Source organism: Parapedobacter tibetensis (assembly GCF_024704835.1).
Lineage (GTDB): Bacteria > Bacteroidota > Bacteroidia > Sphingobacteriales > Sphingobacteriaceae > Parapedobacter > Parapedobacter tibetensis.
Window position 1 is genome coordinate 268,573 of sequence record NZ_JAMXBE010000006.1, and the last position, 16,628, is coordinate 285,200.

At 43.7% G+C, this 16,628-nt stretch carries 15 protein-coding genes; all 15 read right to left on the reverse strand.

What is annotated here, in order from left to right:
• Nucleotides 1-97: 97 nt before the first annotated feature.
• The 15 genes from NF543_RS12590 to NF543_RS12660 all read right to left on the reverse strand — a co-directional run bounded on the left by NF543_RS12590 (nucleotide 98) and on the right by NF543_RS12660 (nucleotide 16,607).
• A complete protein-coding gene (locus NF543_RS12590; protein ID WP_257668485.1) occupies nucleotides 98-1,162 on the reverse strand; it encodes a threonine aldolase family protein in 1,065 nt (354 codons plus the stop codon).
• Between the two features lie 111 nt (nucleotides 1,163-1,273).
• Complete coding sequence (locus NF543_RS12595) at nucleotides 1,274-2,671, reverse strand: capsule assembly Wzi family protein (protein WP_257668486.1); 1,398 nt, start codon at nucleotides 2,669-2,671, stop codon at nucleotides 1,274-1,276.
• A 98-nt stretch (nucleotides 2,672-2,769) separates the two neighbouring features.
• A complete protein-coding gene (locus NF543_RS12600) occupies nucleotides 2,770-3,993 on the reverse strand; it encodes a WcaI family glycosyltransferase (protein ID WP_257668487.1) in 1,224 nt (407 codons plus the stop codon).
• A 33-nt stretch (nucleotides 3,994-4,026) separates the two neighbouring features.
• Nucleotides 4,027-4,863, reverse strand: a complete 837-nt coding sequence (locus NF543_RS12605) for a glycosyltransferase family 2 protein (RefSeq protein ID WP_257668488.1) — start codon at nucleotides 4,861-4,863, stop codon at nucleotides 4,027-4,029.
• 82 nt (nucleotides 4,864-4,945) lie between these two features.
• Nucleotides 4,946-5,491, reverse strand: coding sequence for a WcaF family extracellular polysaccharide biosynthesis acetyltransferase (locus NF543_RS12610; RefSeq protein ID WP_257668489.1), 546 nt, complete (start codon nucleotides 5,489-5,491; stop codon nucleotides 4,946-4,948).
• Between the two features lie 3 nt (nucleotides 5,492-5,494).
• Nucleotides 5,495-6,679, reverse strand: a complete 1,185-nt coding sequence (locus NF543_RS12615) for a glycosyltransferase (protein WP_257668490.1) — start codon at nucleotides 6,677-6,679, stop codon at nucleotides 5,495-5,497.
• 22 nt (nucleotides 6,680-6,701) lie between these two features.
• Nucleotides 6,702-7,367, reverse strand: a complete 666-nt coding sequence (locus NF543_RS12620) for an acyltransferase (RefSeq protein ID WP_257668491.1) — start codon at nucleotides 7,365-7,367, stop codon at nucleotides 6,702-6,704.
• Between the two features lie 10 nt (nucleotides 7,368-7,377).
• Nucleotides 7,378-8,526, reverse strand: coding sequence for a glycosyltransferase family 4 protein (locus tag NF543_RS12625; protein WP_257668492.1), 1,149 nt, complete (start codon nucleotides 8,524-8,526; stop codon nucleotides 7,378-7,380).
• An 8-nt stretch (nucleotides 8,527-8,534) separates the two neighbouring features.
• A complete protein-coding gene (locus NF543_RS12630; RefSeq protein ID WP_257668493.1) occupies nucleotides 8,535-9,575 on the reverse strand; it encodes a CgeB family protein in 1,041 nt (346 codons plus the stop codon).
• A 1-nt stretch (nucleotide 9,576) separates the two neighbouring features.
• Complete coding sequence (locus NF543_RS12635; RefSeq protein ID WP_257668494.1) at nucleotides 9,577-10,596, reverse strand: acyltransferase family protein; 1,020 nt, start codon at nucleotides 10,594-10,596, stop codon at nucleotides 9,577-9,579.
• Between the two features lie 14 nt (nucleotides 10,597-10,610).
• Complete coding sequence (locus tag NF543_RS12640) at nucleotides 10,611-12,266, reverse strand: hypothetical protein (protein WP_257668495.1); 1,656 nt, start codon at nucleotides 12,264-12,266, stop codon at nucleotides 10,611-10,613.
• A gap of 6 nt (nucleotides 12,267-12,272) precedes the next feature.
• Nucleotides 12,273-13,436 carry a glycosyltransferase family 4 protein gene (locus NF543_RS12645; protein WP_257668496.1) on the reverse strand — a complete coding sequence of 388 codons (1,164 nt, stop codon included), beginning with the start codon at nucleotides 13,434-13,436 and terminating at the stop codon, nucleotides 12,273-12,275.
• Nucleotides 13,437-13,464: 28 nt separating this feature from the next.
• Nucleotides 13,465-14,451 carry a glycosyltransferase gene (locus NF543_RS12650; RefSeq protein ID WP_257668497.1) on the reverse strand — a complete coding sequence of 329 codons (987 nt, stop codon included), beginning with the start codon at nucleotides 14,449-14,451 and terminating at the stop codon, nucleotides 13,465-13,467.
• A gap of 3 nt (nucleotides 14,452-14,454) precedes the next feature.
• Nucleotides 14,455-15,603, reverse strand: coding sequence for a polysaccharide pyruvyl transferase family protein (locus tag NF543_RS12655; protein WP_257668498.1), 1,149 nt, complete (start codon nucleotides 15,601-15,603; stop codon nucleotides 14,455-14,457).
• On the reverse strand, nucleotides 15,603-16,607 hold the full coding sequence (locus NF543_RS12660) for a nitroreductase family protein (protein WP_257668499.1): 1,005 nt from the start codon (nucleotides 16,605-16,607) through the stop codon (nucleotides 15,603-15,605). Before NF543_RS12660 ends, NF543_RS12655 begins: the two co-directional genes overlap by 1 nt.
• Nucleotides 16,608-16,628 lie beyond the last annotated feature (21 nt).

Here is a 16,628-nt window from a genome sequence, read left to right on the forward strand (position 1 = left end):
GACCGTATGGCGGAAGGTTTTGCAAAGACTGGTAAAATATTGGCTCAACTCATTGATAAAAAACGTTAGACGCACCGATAGTTCCTTATCGTTAGCGCTAATGAAATGTAGCTTCATTCTTATATTTCACAGTTAACCGTTTCAAATCGGCGATGAATCGGTCGCAGGCTGTTGCTGGCGTTGCCCATGAGGTTACCAATCGGATAGCAGCATGTTGTCCATCAATTTTTTGCCAGGTATGGAATAGGTAGTTTTTGGCGAGTTCATCGATAATCGGATTGGGTAATATAGGGAATAGCTGGTTGGAGCATGGGGGAATCATAAAAGAATACCCTTGGTTTTCGATAGCTGGAACCATTTCTAAGGCTCGATCATTGGCATAAGCAGCAAGTTCAAAGATGAGGTTAGCACGGAATAGTTCACGGAATTGCAGCCCCAAAATTCTTCCTTTGGCGAGCAACGCGCCCTTTTGCTTAATGCTGAATTTGAAACCCTTTTTAAGTTCTGGATGGATAATCACAATGGCTTCGCCCAATAGCCCACCATTTTTGGTCCCACCGATGTAGAATATATCGGTCAATTCAGCAATATCATTTAGTGTTAGGTCATTTCCTATGGCGGTGAGTGCCGAAGGCAGACGGGCACCGTCAAGGAAAAGGTATAATCCATTGGCACGACAGAAATCCGACAATGCAGTCAGTTCAGCCTTATTATAGATGGTGCCCATTTCCGTCGTATTCGAAATGTAAACCATCTTGGGCTGTACACTGTTTACGTTATTAACCTGATTGAGCAGTGGAGTGATGCTAGCGACATCCAATTTACCATCAGATGTATCAATGGCCTCCACCCTGTGTCCGGTAGCCTCAATGGCCCCTGCCTCGTGGAGGTTGATGTGGCCCGTGTGGGCCGAAATTACGGCCTCATACGGTTTCAATACAGCAGAGATGACAATGAGATTAGCCTGTGTACCGCCAGAAACAAAATGAATGTCGGCATGCTGGCCAATTAATTGTTCGTTGATGAGCGTTTTGGCTTCTGCTGAATAACGATCGTTACTGTAGCCGATTTGCTGTTCGAGGTTAGTTTCCTGAAGTGCCTGTAATATATTCGGATGGCATCCTTCACTGTAATCATCCCTAAAGTAGTAAAATGTGGTCATCGTTTTTGCATGCATGAAGCTAATCTGTCTCAAACTTACGTAAAGTCGGAGTCAAATGCAATTTTCAGGCTTCGCTGCGATACTGCTCAATGAGACATACAAATAGGTTGCCTAATTACCGAATAGCACATAGTTAAATCCCAGCATCCCCCCGAAATTGGAATAAAAATCACCAGTGTCAAAAGCCACAGATGCGGTGGCATGCCATTTCGGATTGATGGAATAGGTAAATTCCTGCAAGGAATAGAACTGCTTATGCGGAAATGTGATAAAATCGGTACTTTGGAAAGATCCATGGTTAATGGAGTAGGTGGCCATTGTACGGGCCATCATGTGTTCGCCAACCCGGTATTTCAACCCAATATGGCCAGCCATAATCCGGTTATTGACAATGTTTTTATTGCCAGGCCTGTCCAGTGGGCCGTCCCAATCAAAAGGGTCGATGGGTAAAAACTCAGAACCTTGTACGCGGTTGATGAATAACGAATTACCGATGATACGGTCTTTGTATTCCCATCCGGTAGCGTATATTCCGTTGTTGTAATAACTTTGGCGCTCTCCGCCGTATTTTTCCATCTGTGTGGTATGGAGGAACTCCACCACGATTTTTTGTAGGAACCGATGTTCATCCTTGAAGCGAAGGGTGGCACCCAATAAACGGTCTGCATTACGGATATCCACCCCTGTGCCGCTTTCGATGGGAGTTTGGTTGTACACATTGAGATTGAAGTCTTCCCGTTCAATGTCTACGCCCATCTCAATGAGTCCGCGTTGGGCGCCCGACCGATTGGGCCTGATATTCGGATTTGCATCAGCGTTGAGGCTGCCATCATACGATTCTTTAATCAATAAGACATTTAGGAAACCCTGAAAAGAGCGATCCAATATGAGGTTCCCTCTGTGACCACCCCATTCGGTAAAGTGTTGTAGCCCACCATATGCTTTGAACCAGCCTCGCCCCACACGGCCATAGAAGGTCTTTTCATGGAAATACGCAGCTCTTAAATACCGGTCCTTTCCCATCCATCCGTGGGCAAACGTGCCCTTGACTTGGAAAAGCCCTTTGGTCCATGGCACATCCACATATGTCGGTATGGCCAAACTGATTTTGGGAATCGGTAAGGCATTTCCACTGATACCAAAAGATCCTATAGACAGTTCGGGATCCATCTCACCGGTGGTCTGGAGGAAGCGGCCCACCTTGAATTCCACCGAACGGAACTTAGCTTTTGCATATAGTTCCTTAGCTATTAATTGTCCAAAATGTTGATTGTTATAGAGGTCTACTCCATAGCCAACAGTCAAATTGGTGTTAGCTTGCCCTGCCATCGATGTATCAACTTTCCCCAAGGTGTGGAGGTTATGGATGTAGATATGGGTTGCTGCATCCACTTGTTCATTGCTGATGACACCAAAGCGGTTGGCCGTTAACCAAAGCGGCTGGAAGCCACGGCTTGCCCCTGTAACTTGCGTGCCTACCCCGATTTGTAGCGAATCCGTCTGAGCCATTACCTGAAACGTTACGATAAGGCCACAGCAGGATATGTATATAGGTTTGATTAATTGAACTGAATTAAACAATTTTGTCGGTGTCATAGCTGTACCTTTCACAAAGTTTCCAGTGAGCGTTCGAAGCGCTCCATAATGGTCTGTTTAGACAGTTGTTCTACGGCATACGCCCGTGCATTAGCCCGATATTCCTCGAGATTACCATTAAGCGCCGTGAGCAAGCCAGCTAACAGGTCCTGCTCAGATTCGGGTTCAATAATGATGCCCAAATTATAATCCATTACCACTTCGTACAAACTAGTGCCGGGTGATGCGGTGACCAGAGCACACCCTCCCGCCGCCAGAATACCTGTCAGTTTGGAGGGCATTACAAGATCTGCGGCCGACTTTTTCTGTAGCACCAAATGGATGTCGGCCGTGGCCAACAAGGCAGAAAGTTTTTCATAGGGCTGTAAAGGAAGAAACCTGATATTGGTCAGTCCGGCCGCCAAGGTCAGTTTTTCCAAACGCGGCCTACCTCCACCAGAACCACAAATAACAAAGTGCAGATCCTTGCGGTATTCGAGCTGTTTTGCCACCCCAATGATAATTTCCAATCCTTGCTTTTCACCCAAGTTGCCGGAGTACAGCACAACTTGGTGATCCAATGGTATCCCTAGTTCATTTCGCAGGGATTGTTCAACGGGTAACGGCCGGATCAACGTTTCGTCTACCCAATTTGGAAACATGATGAGCTTCTCAGCATTTATCCCTTTTGCCACAATCTTTTTCTGCATCCCATGGCTTATCGTGGAGACGGCGGTGCTGCTTTTTAGGAGGAAACGCTCCAGGCCAAATAAGATATTCAAAAAGCCCTTATTACGTATCATCCCCAAGTCCTTGGCTGCATCTACTTGGAGGTCTTGGATATGTGTAATGAATTTTGCCCTACGGATTCGTGCATATAGGAGAGGCAGTACAGCCAAGTGGAACGGTGGAGATGTACAGATGACGGCATCATATCGTTTGCGGAACAAGGAAGTGAACCATATAGGGAAAACGGAGGCAACGAAGGAAAATTCGTGCAAAATTCGTCGTAAAGAGCTGACACTTTTTGGCACATATAAGGGACAGCGGTAAATCTTTACCCCGTCACGGTGTTCCGTGTGCCAGTACTTCCCTTTATGGCTTTCATGTACAGACCACTCGGGGTAATAGGGCATAGCTGTTACTACATGCACCGTATGCCCATGACTGGCCAGCCAGGCACCCATCTCACCGGTATACTTCCCGATGCCTGTCAGTTCGGGTGCGTAATTGATGCCATATATCAGTATGCGCATTTGCTCTTGTTTTGAATGGTTCGATGCACTTGGTTATCCTTTGGAAGTCGTATCTTTTTCCATTGTAAGTTCACGTGTTTTGAGCACGATAAAATATTCATAGATGGATTGGAGGGTGGCATATGTAGTGCCGGCGACACCATCAAGAAATGCCCGACGCCCCAATACCATATATAACCATTTAATGAAAGGTCTGCCCGGCATTTTATAGAAAAGCCCTTTTTGGTGGTAGCGCTTTTCAGAAAAATCCTTGCTAAATAGTGCCTTTCTCCATGAAAAAGAAATTCCCTTTCCCATATCCTCCAGCCGCATGGCGGCTTCCATATCCGCATAACCCAAGTGGCGTTGCAACCAATACCGGATGCCTTTGCTGAATGGATAGTGGTCAAGGTATCCAGTAAGCCGTCCCACAGGCCCATCCGGCAGGGATATGGGGTTAACTAACCGTTCATAGCGCATTTTATCCGGTTTGAATAAGCGAAGATAATACGGAGAGATCTGTGCATGTTTGAGCCATTGGCCATTCCACGCAAAATCACGTCGTTGTATTTCGTAGGCAACTGCTTCCCCCTTATCGCCATCAAACGCCGATAACGATTGCCTAAAACTATCCGATACCCGTTCATCCGCATCGATATACAGTACCCATGGGTTTTTGAATGGAATGTTGGCCAGCCCCCAATTCTGGTGTGCCGACCAATTGTCGAATTTGCGTTTGGTGATTTTTGCCCCTGCACCTTCGGCGATTTCTACGGTACGGTCATCACTATAGGAGTCAAATACATGGATATCATCACACCATGTGACCGATGCCAAGCATCCCGGTAAATCTTGTTCTTCGTTTTTTGTCAATATCAATACAGACACCATATTCTTGTTATTTTAGCTTTTATCAATTAGCTTTCAGCTATTGGGCATCAGCTATCAGCAAACAACCTGCTATTTAAAATCATTAATCACTCATCATCCGCTCCTTTATGGGTTTACAGGGATGCCCTGCACATATCGTCCAAGGCGGCATATCCTTGGTAACGACCGATCTCGCCCCGATGACTGCTCCTTCGCCAATGGTAACCCCTGGATGTATGAACGCTTCGGCAGTAATCCATGCACTGTCCTTGATGTATATGGGTTTGGTAAATAGCGGATGCCCCTGTTTTGTGTAATCATGCGTCCCTGTGCAGACATACACCCCCTGTGAAACAACAGCTCGCTTCCCGATGTAAATTTTCCCTTGTGAGTATAGGTTTGCCCCATCTCCCACGCCACACTCATCACCGAGATCAAGGTTCCATGGTGCCCAAATCTTAACGGCAGGGTAAACATGAACACCCTTGCCCACCTTGGCGCCAAATACACGCAATATGAGGGAACGCCATGCATGCAGTGGGCGCGGTGAAAACCGGAAAAATATAAAATAAACCACACTCCATAGCACCCTGGCCAACCTATCGGTGAGCGGGAATGATGCGCCTGTATAAGTGTCCTGATTAACCATATGTTAAGCATTAACTAAAACGTCAGCCATACGTTTGGCCGCTTGTTCAGTGGTGAAATATTTTTGATAAGTAGCTTTTGCTCGTTCACCCATTAAGGTACGTTCTTCGATGCGCAGGGCAGACCAGGCTGTAAACAACCGTAATACTCCGTTTGGTGAGTCTTCCTCCACAATGCCACCTCCTTCTTGCGCTATTTCCTTCCAAATGTTCACTTGCTTGCTGATGAGCACGGGCTTCCCGCAGGCTAAGGCCTCTACCACCGCGATGCCGAAATTCTCTTGGTGACTGGGCAATACGAACGCTTCACAACTGCGGAAGGCTCCCCACTTGACCGCTCCGGTCAGCATACCGGTGAAGACAATATCTGTATCTTCCGCAGCCATCTGTTTGACCACCTGGCCAAATTCGGTCTCCAATCCCGGACCTGCCACCACCAATAAAGGCAGCTCCTGCGTCGTTGTTTTTTTCAGTTCCCGATAGGCCTTGATGAGCAAATCAACCCCTTTCTTTTCATGGATACGGCTCAGGAACAGCATAAAGGGCTTTCCTTGTATTTGGGGAAAACGGCGTTGGAAATCTTGCTTTGCTTGTTCATCGATGACCAACGGTGGGGGAGTGATGCCATAACCAATGTTGAGCTCCCTTTTAGGACGATAGGGTGAAAAAGGAAGTTTGGCCAATTGCAGTTCGGCCTCGCATGTAAAAAGTAGGCCATCGGCCCCGTTGATGACCTTATGCTCCAACAATCTCCAGTAAAGCCAGTTTCTAATTGCTTTCAACCTACGTCCGCTCGCCTGTTGGAAATAGGGATCGAGCATACCGTGAGGCATCACATAGATGGCGGGTACATGTCCATTCTGGTTTGATCTCCGATACCGGGTTATTGCTTTATGGGAGGCATAGCTATGGTATTGCCATAGACCATGTATAATTACCGCATCATAATGATGAATATTGTCGAACAACCAACGTTCCAAACCGGGCTGATACGCCCACGAACCCTTGCCTTGGCCTAAGGCGTGGATGACAAAAGGATCTTTTCCCAAGAAATCTGCTTGGGGGTCATCAAGGCAGGCCACTTCATTTTCAATCCCCAATTGCTGGAGTGCAGGAATGGAGTTGCGTATGCCTTGGCAGGGACCGCCATGCCGTGGATCCATACTCGATATAATACGTAACGTTCTCATCAATTATCGCTCCTTTTTGTTGTTAAAAAACAAACCCTTCTTCACGTGTAAAATATTTATATGTTTTGTCCAAATGTTTCACAAATTTGGTAGGTACACCCGCATATAACCCCCATTCATCATCGTATGCTTTGTTAAGCAATGATTTTGCTCCCAGGACCGAATATGCAGGCAGCTTTGACCCGCCAAGTACAGTTACATTGGTGCCAATAAAGCAATAGTCGCCAATGGAGATGGGAGAGCTGTCCTGCCTATTATGATAGATATCTATTGAATGCGTAAGGAATTGCGATTGGTAGCCGGCTATTGTTACAAATCGACCGATAACGATGCTATTTGTACAATCCAGATGATGCTGTTTCGTAACGGCAGAATGATCTCCGACAATAAGTTTTGGTTCCCGTTGTCCGATTTGATGCGCAAAGTGCTTCGAGTTGGCAGACCCAGGGAATCCCGTAATCCAATTACTCCTTCCAATTGAAGCGTTCATTCCCAGTTCAATATAGTCCAGATGTACGCCTACTGTCAGGTGCCCGATTTTCGAACGTTCCTTCATGACCAACTTCTGGGGAAATACCCATGCCCATCCAATTTTGGCCGTTGGGTGGATTTCATAGCCAAACCAACTAATGAGTAGCTTTCTTCGCAGACTCCAAGGCAAAAGGAAGGAAATGAATTTTTTAAGCATATCTCGTATATTATTCCTGATATAAATTGATAAATTTCTTAATCAGCAGCTTATTATCAAACCGTTTACAGTTTTCAAATCCTTGTTGTATCATTCGTTCTCTAACTGTTGGTTGAAGCAGCTGGAGAAAGGCATCGGCAAACGCATCCTTATTGTATGGATCTGCATGTAATGCAGTTCCGTTACTGATTTCGGGCATGGGTTCGATATTGCTGGCAATAACAGGTGCGCCACAAGCTTGCGCCTCGATCAAAGGCCAGCCAAAGCCCTCACTGAAGGAAGGAAAAACGAATGCCTCACATGCACTATATAAGGCCACAAGCATCTGATGGTCTGGCTTTACCACGGAAATTACACGGTCTTTCAAACCAAGTTTTTCGATATGGCTGGCCAATGCCTGATCGATAGGCTGTCCGGCAAAACAGATAAAGCCATCCCACCGTGTGTCGATCGCATCAATCATATCGACCACCATTTTCCTATTTTTCCTCGGTAATGACGAACCCACATGAAGTATGTAAGATTGGTCTGGTGAGATCTTGCATCTTTCAAGGAATGGTAAACATTCCGCCTTATCCATTGGTTTGAAAGGCGCATTGAAAGAATTGTGGACGACTTTCCATTTTTTTTCGGATTGCCGATGGCCATTGACTGCCAATGTGGTTAATTGGTTCATGGTAAATTGAGATACGCTGGCGAGCCTTTTTGCGTGCGTGAGGTTCTTCAGTATCCATTTTTGGAGGATAATACCCGTTTTGCTGGCTGGACAATACGCATCGGCAAAACCCAATGCCCCGCGTATGGCTAAGACATCATGACAAGTGATTCCACTCCTTGAGGCGGGCAAGGATGCAAGGTAAGGTGCATTCGAATGATCACATACGTGGAAAAACACATTTTTTCTTCTATATTTCGGCTTGAGCAGTCGCAGTTTTAATAGGGTAGGAAAAATAATCCACTTATCTAAATAACCAAGCCATTTGCTTAGCCCTGTAGTCGTAGAAATTCGGCCTTTAGCAAAGAAAACCGGAGGTTTCCACAGCTTGACAGGGATATTTTCGGAAATTAATCCATGGTGGAGGTTAGTTGCGTACTTAGTCATACTCTCCTGTCTATCCAGCGGATAATTACCTATCAAGATGATTTGATCTATTTCCATTTCACAAATTAGCTTTTTAAACGATTTAGAATGGCGGCACAAATATCCTCGTTGCCTACTTTCAGTTGTTTAACTTTCTCATTTCCAGCTTTACGGATACGCTCTCTTTGTTGGTCGTCTGATAAGATTTTTCTGCATACCTCAATGCATTCTTCTTCATCATTCCAGAAAACAGCTTCCTCGTTTTCTTTATACATATTGAGATGAACGGATGTCCGCTGCGCACAAAGCAAACCACCGGCATAGGTAGTTTCGACAGATCTACGGGTATGTAAATCCCTATTACCATGTGATAGCATCCCAATACAGATTTTAGCACCTTGCATGGCCGCTACATAATCCCTACCACCAAGCGAACCACCCCGGTGGTACGCTTTCAACACATTCCAAAGCGGTGACTTGGACCAACGAGTACCCCAAATGCTGACAGGTAGGCCGGCACTGACCAGTTTCAATAGGAATTCATCACGCTTCTCATTGCGCATCCATGTACCGATAAAGGCTACTTCAGACTTGAACTCGGCTGGTATATCCTCAGGACTATTAAACGGCTTATGGGCTATTTCATCATAAGACATGTGTAATCTTAAAATATCACCGGCTCCATGTTTACGTAACTCGTTTTCGGCTTTCTCCAACCGAACAACGCACAAATTATAATATGGCAACGCTTTCAATAAGGAATTGAATCGGCGCCCATCGCGTTTTCCAGTTGGATCATCATTGTTGTATAGAATAATGGGGCAACCAAGGGTTTTTAGGATCTTGATGCATTCAGGGCCAAGGAGTTCACCACTGTTTACCCATATCGTATCCATACCATCTACTCCGTCTATTATCTGACGTATCCAATTGCTTATTTTGGATTGGAGAAATCGGTACCCGGTGCGGTAGTGAAACGGTGATAAGTATTTTGAAGCCAATACTGTGGCTACGGACTTGTATGGGTCATGCACAACAACTTCATGACCTAACCGTACTAATGCCGTAGCCCTATGGTGGGACGTTGTATGCACGTCGTTGTTCCCTATATAAAGAATCTTGGCCATATCAGGATTTTGAGGTTACGATTTTTGGATACGGGTTCTTGCTAAGAACCCGTTTGAAGTCGTTGACAGAACCCAATAAGAGCCCTCTGCCGACTGTAGTCTGGCTAATAAGGTAATAAGCAATCAGACAGACACTGATGACTATTACCAAGCGTATATAAGGGTTGTGCATTGACAAATATGTGTTTGCGGAATATTGCAGCGGCTGGTGAAGGTACATGATGATCATAGACCCCTTGCTCAATTGAGTAAAAGGCTTGGACGACCACGATCTTTTTTCCAACATTTTGGCGATGTAGGTAAGTGCCACAATAGCGAAGATTGCAGAGACGAACGTAATAATGGGGATTCCATAGAAATTGGTTTTGATATTATAGCTGTTACCCGGATAACTGAGCGAAACCAGCAATATGAGGAGTAAAATCATATAGTAGTAGCTATTGAGTCCCATAACATATTTTTTGTATAGGTAACCAACGTAGAATATCGGAGCTGCGGCAAATACTGCGTTGAGGCTCCATGGTAGCCACACTTTTGGGAAAATCTCGCTATTTATATAACTGATCGCTAGAGAAATGGCCATGATTATGATGACTCTTTTTTCCGAATAGCGATTGAGTAACAGGTTCATCAATTGTTGAACAAAAAAGAGACAAGTAATAAACCAAAAAACAGCAGTCCATCCGAACAGAAACGGACCACCGATTAAGGGCCTTGCTATGGCTTCTATCCAAGTGTCATTTCCTTTATGTACATTCATAATTGCTTGAGGGGTGTAAATAAGGAATAGAAAGCATATATAAGGAACCAACAGGTGTATGATTTTTTTATACAAATAGCCTTTCCAATCTGGCGATGGTTTAAAAAGAAAGCCAGCCACAAACAAGAATAGCGGCATGCGAATCAACCCAAATGACTCGGGTATGATTCCTCCAATATGGCCAGCCACCACAATGATGATACCTATGCCCTTCAACGTATCAATCCAAATCTGTCTATCTGATTTAATATTTACATCCATGATTGTTCACTATATTACTTCATGAAACGAGTTAAGAGCCTTGCACAAGCGCTAATCATCCAGTATAGGAGTACCATCTGTATCCAACCCCGTATGATATACGCGAATATATTCATCACATTAGTGGAGATGGAAGACAAGGACAGGAACATGAAAATACTGGTTATCGACAACAACCCAGCAAGGCTGATATAGGTGCGTAGCCGTGTAGGGGAGGTTATGGTAACCGTCCTTACGAATAAGTCCAATAAATAGTATACTGGAATCATCGCTAATCCCAATATCAGAAGGTACCACCAACCAAAGGAAGCCATTCCCACACCCGAAAATTGCCCCACACGCAAACCGCCTCTCAAATAACTTTGGTTGGAAAGGGCTAACAAGTAGTCTGCGGAGGAATAAGGTAAAATTTTTGATTTATCTATTTCAAGACCTATGAAATCCAGTATAGGTTGTGGAAAGACAATCAAAAACCGCTGGATACTATATTGTCTCATGAGCGGACTTACGCCCTCTAATTGTTCAGCATGCCTAAGACATAGGTCATTGAATTTAAGATTGCAGAATCTCGCTAGAAATATGTTGTCAAAGTAATGCTCGTCCCAATCTGTAGAAATCGCGCTTTGTGACGCCTTGTTTTTATAGTCTCGTAATGCATCCTTATCTTGGTATGCTTCCAAGGTCAATTCAATCAATTGCTGGCTAGAAACACTGCCACGCTGTCCGCGCACTACCACCATGGCCGTGCCAAGGTCCGATAGTGGCCCAGTAATGATATAAAATACCAATAATCCCAGAAGAAAATTCCTTGGTGTGAATATCTTGTAATTGAATTTTCCCATTAGCAACCCAAGAAAATAACCAATACCGATGGAAGTAAATCCCATCATGAAGGCACCCCGACTATTCCGACCGATACTGATAATAAAGAGGAGGACCGTGTATATTAATAACTCATAGATGATGCGCTTGCGGTCGGCGTGTTTATTGCCGAACATTCTGCTTAATGGGATAAAATACGGAGCATACGCAAAGGGTACAAGCCCTTGAATTACGGCGTTACCTCCACCAGATTCCCCATCGTTACCACTTCCCTTCACGATGAAATGGATAAAAAACATCGATGCCAACCCGATGAAGCCTATAACCCAAATCTGACGGTCTGATGGTTGTTTGTATAAATGGAGGCGGGCCAACATACGCTGGATTTTCAATTTTGAGTTCGGCTTGCGTTTTTGGACGTATACGTAGCCTTGATGGCATAGAATTAATACAATAAACGAACTCAATGAATGGGTAAATACGTCATAAGGTACTTCTAAATTATACACCAACGGTTTACCCTCTAATAGTGTGAATAGTATAGGTAGGTAAAATTGGGTAATCGAAAAACCTATAATGAGGAACGTGGAGAGCGTAAAGCGGGAAAGCAAAGATCTTGTAAGTACAAAAGAAGTGGTTATATGCCAAGCCACCAAAACACAAATAACTGCAAAAATATTTTTGGCGCTTCCAAAAAACACGCATTGCAGTACTGCGGAAAGTATTATGCCATACCAACTCCATTTGATAAATAACCCCAGAAACCCGCCTGTCCTTGTACGGACCGTAGTGTTCGTCCTTTTGAGAATGGGGGATAGGGGAATGGTATGTTGCTTTCCTAACTGCATAAGCTATCACTGATTTGCCAACAACGACTTAATCGTTCTTACATAATTGGCTCCGTACTGATCCCAACCACCTAACGACTTTACTTTTTCCAATGCGTTTTCTCCCATTTGGTCTCGTAATAGCGGTTCATCTGCCAATCGCTGCAACCGTACTTGTATTGCTTCTGATGAGCGAATTGGAATGACAAATCCTTCTCTTCCATCGGTGATCATGTCTTCCGATCCGGTGTTTGGAGTAGCAATAATTGGACAGCCACAGGCCATGGCTTCACCTTGTACCAACGCCAAACCTTCCTCAATACTCGATAAAGCGAATACATGGGCTGAACTGTATATGCTGGGTAGTGATTCATTGGCGACTTGACCCAAAAAACGTACATGATCCAACGATTCATGACCCAATAGCAACTTAACTTCTTTGGATACTTGGCCAATTACCAGAAATTCCTTGTTCGGATGTGAAAACTGTTGGAATGCCCGCAACAGATAAATGAACCCTTTCCGAAGCGTAACCGCACCTACCCAAAGCACCGTAAATTTATTCTTTTCTGGATCTTGCAGCCGACTGAACCGTTCCAAACGAGCACCGTAGATTACTTTCCGAACTTTATTTTCCGGCACCCCAAGGGATAGAAACGATTGCCTGACAAACTCCGAAGGCACGGTTATCGCATCCGCCTGCTGATACTCATCAAGCTCCTTTTCGATGATTCTTTTATCAATCCCTTGGTAAGTCAATCCCCATTTTTCGTATTCTTCCTTTAAGATGTTGTCTTGAAATGTAATATGCGAAGATCCCCTATCACAGATATATTTGCCTCCAAGAGCCTGGGTTTTTCTGCCCGCATGCAAACCTGTTGACGATAACGACACAGTTACTCCGGGATTCTTCAACGACGAAGCGACATGTTTGTCAAGGGAATCATGTGCAATCCATGAAAGTTCTTCAGTTAACCAAGATGATTTCCGAATTCCCTTGTTCAAGAGAAACATATACGGTGTATGGAACCAAGGGAAATTTTTAATTTTTCCCTTGGGAATGCCCTCTTCATCACGCAGTTTAAATTTAGGATAACCGGTATATATGTTATCCAATAAATTATGCTTTTCCAACTGCCTGGCTAAATGGAAATGGTGGAACCTGCCAATACAAATTTGAGTTACCTTCATCTATTATCGTGTTGGTATTTATTAGCGTTCAATTTTTTTTAAAACGTTTTTTTAACTGACTGAAACCTTTGACTACATATCTTTCCTTAAGTACATAGGATAGATATGCGCAATATTCAATGATTTTGTGCGTACGTGACCGTTTTTTCCATTTGCTGTATACTGGATGGACCTTATGCTCAATCAACTTACTCCAGGCAGCACTACAGGCTTCAAACGTATAATCCTTTGCTATATCCCTGGAGTTGGCTATCAAAGCGGCATATAGCGACGGATCATTTTTCAATGTGATAAGATTGGCTATAAGCTCCGGCTCCTTGGAAACCCGAATGTAATCGTGGCCGGGCTTACCATTTTGCTCAAAGGCAGAATCGACCCCTCCAACAAATGGGATGCCTGCCAACCATGCATTTGTCATTTTTGTTCCGGGTTTATGGTCGAACCGCCTTTCCGAAAACTCCCTAATTCCTATTGCGATGTCAACAGTTGAATAATCGGCTCGGTCAGAAAAATCGGTATTATATAAAAAGTTTAATCCTTCGTTTTTAAGTGTTTCGAGTGTAGTGGAACTTAATTTAACGGTATTAGCTGGAGAGCCAAAAAAAGCAACATTTGAAATTTCATCCCGATGAGAATCCCGAGGTCTTAACCCGGGTTGCGGGTGATGCTTTATCCAAACTGATTTGGCGTTAATTTGGGTTTTATTCTGTACAACTTGCAGGTGTGCAAATGGCATGCTGCGGTAATCTGCACGTAGATAAACCGTAAAGAATTTGTGTGGTTTAATACCCGCAGCCATTACGCCATAATAATGAACGATATTGATGGCACCCTCCTTGTAGGTATAACCTACAGATATATCGTGTCCTGCGAATTTTAACATCCGATATACAGCCCATGTCCAACTGTATCTGGAGCAAAGTTCCTCGCCATTGTCCCATTCAGTATCCACGAAACCTGAGATGGAATAGTCTTTCCGTCGATTGATTACGATATGGATGGGGGTTTTTATCATTGTTTACTTTGATTTGCTGTATGTCCAGATTTCTCCCCACATTTTTCTATTAATTGCTTTAATCTCTTGCTTTTTTTCCAACAGATGTTGCCTTATAGCTGCATTTCTGCTATCGCCAAGGAAAGAAACCGTTTTTTCTACACTTTTTTCAAAATCATTATGGAGATCCAACACCATTTCGGATTGTCCAAAATCGTTAAACAAGAGCTTATATTTATGGCTCCAACTTGTCGCTAAACAAGGGACACCCTGTGTTAATGAACTCGCCACACCATGAAACCGCGAAGAGATAACAGCATACGATGCTCCAATGACACCCTTGATTTCTTTGGAATTTAATCCAGAAATAATAGGTAAGGAAAGCCCTAATTCATCATTGATTTGCTTGCATATGGCGAGGTCGCCTACGCCCTCGTGGTTCAACAAGAAAACTTCTTGACCTTTCTCTTTTGCGGCATCACAAACTTTCTTTACGAATTGAAAATATTGTTTAGGCTGTAAAGGCGAATGCGTAAACATTTTTTTGTTAGGGATAATGCATATCCTGTTCTTAATGAAATCATACTTGCTCGGTAAAGCACCATCCATTAATCCCGTAAAGTCGGTATACTGCCACACTTTATCGCTAGCAACACCTGCGCTCAGTAAATACTGCTTTGATGTTGGTTCCCTGGCGATTAATAAATCGACGTAATGGTTTAATATGGCAGCGCATTCTCTACCATTTGATGTTTCGAAGGGGCCAAAGGCTTGCGGAAGCAAAATAATCTTTGTCCCATGTTTTTTCAGCGTCTTATAATATTTTTCTAACCTGGTTAAGAATTTGCCACTGTGGTTCCATTGGTCAGAAAATTGGAAACCACCAGCGTCCAATAACAAATGGATTTTTTTAGCGGGATGGTACACGGAAAAGACGTCATAGTCATGTTTGAGGTTGAACCTTGAAAGGATTGCCTTGGGGTAACGCCAAAATGTCAACCAAAATCTTCTCTTGATAGCTAAAGTAGTATCAATCTGGTCGACCGACCCAGCTGACGAATTATATACCACGCTGGCATTTGGATAACGATGTTCAATTTCCTTCAAAATCGAATAAAGCATTAATTCAGCGCCTTTATTCACGGTATTGGTGCCATCAATTTGAATTGTCATTATACATTATATTTAATTACGTTTATGGGATGTTTTTTGATAGAAGAAGGGATGCCCCCTTTGGGATCTGCATATCCAACCGAGATTGCCATTACACAGCGTTCCCAAACGTTCAAGTGGAGGAAGTCTTTTAAGGCCTTGTTCCGTTCAGGGATATCACCCCAATTAATCATGCATGATGATAGTCCCAAGGTTTCAAGACTTAGTATGAAGTTCATGGCTGCCAGGGATCCGTCGATATAAATAACGTGCTTATCGCGGACATCGAAGTAGTAGCTCAAATCACCCACAACAAAAACCATCATTTGAATTTGATCTGCAAAGGATTCTGTACCGATAGGTAAACGCGATGCAGTTTTCAACAGTTCTGGGTCATCTATGATTCGAAACATAAAAGGTTGCCTATTACAAGCACTTGGGGCCTGCAAGGCAACAGCAACCGCTTTTTCGACCAACTCTCTTGGAACTTGTTGTTGGAGATAGTACCTAACCGATCTTCGCTTGATATTTAAATTAAGAAAATCAGTATGTGTTATCGTGTTTGGAGCGCGTTCCTCAGCTTTAAAGGTCCGATGGTTCGCTGGTTCTGAATCCTTTGCGCTTTCTAAAAATAAGGTTTCCGCTTGTTTTATCTTGGGCGTACTTTGTACCGTTTGGAAATATTGATTGAGTATGCCAAATGCCCATTGGGCGCTGCTTTTATCATGTCCTAAGGATGCAATTTTCTTAAATTGAACAACAGTTTCATGGATGTAGGATTCTGCAAAGTATGGCCTGGGATTTGGCGTGATCAATCCCTTTTCTATACGGTGGATATTCCGTCTTAATGTACTGATATTCCCCGAGCTGGAACTCGACTGATACATTTTTATACCTCGGAAAACCGCTATACTCTCGTCCTTAAACCTAGTTGTTATGAACAAATAATAAACGCTCTTCCCAATCGAAGAATTTTTGATTGTTCGAGCTACTTTTGCTCTGAACTTTCCTGGCAATAATTTCATATTTATGAGATTGATTTAATA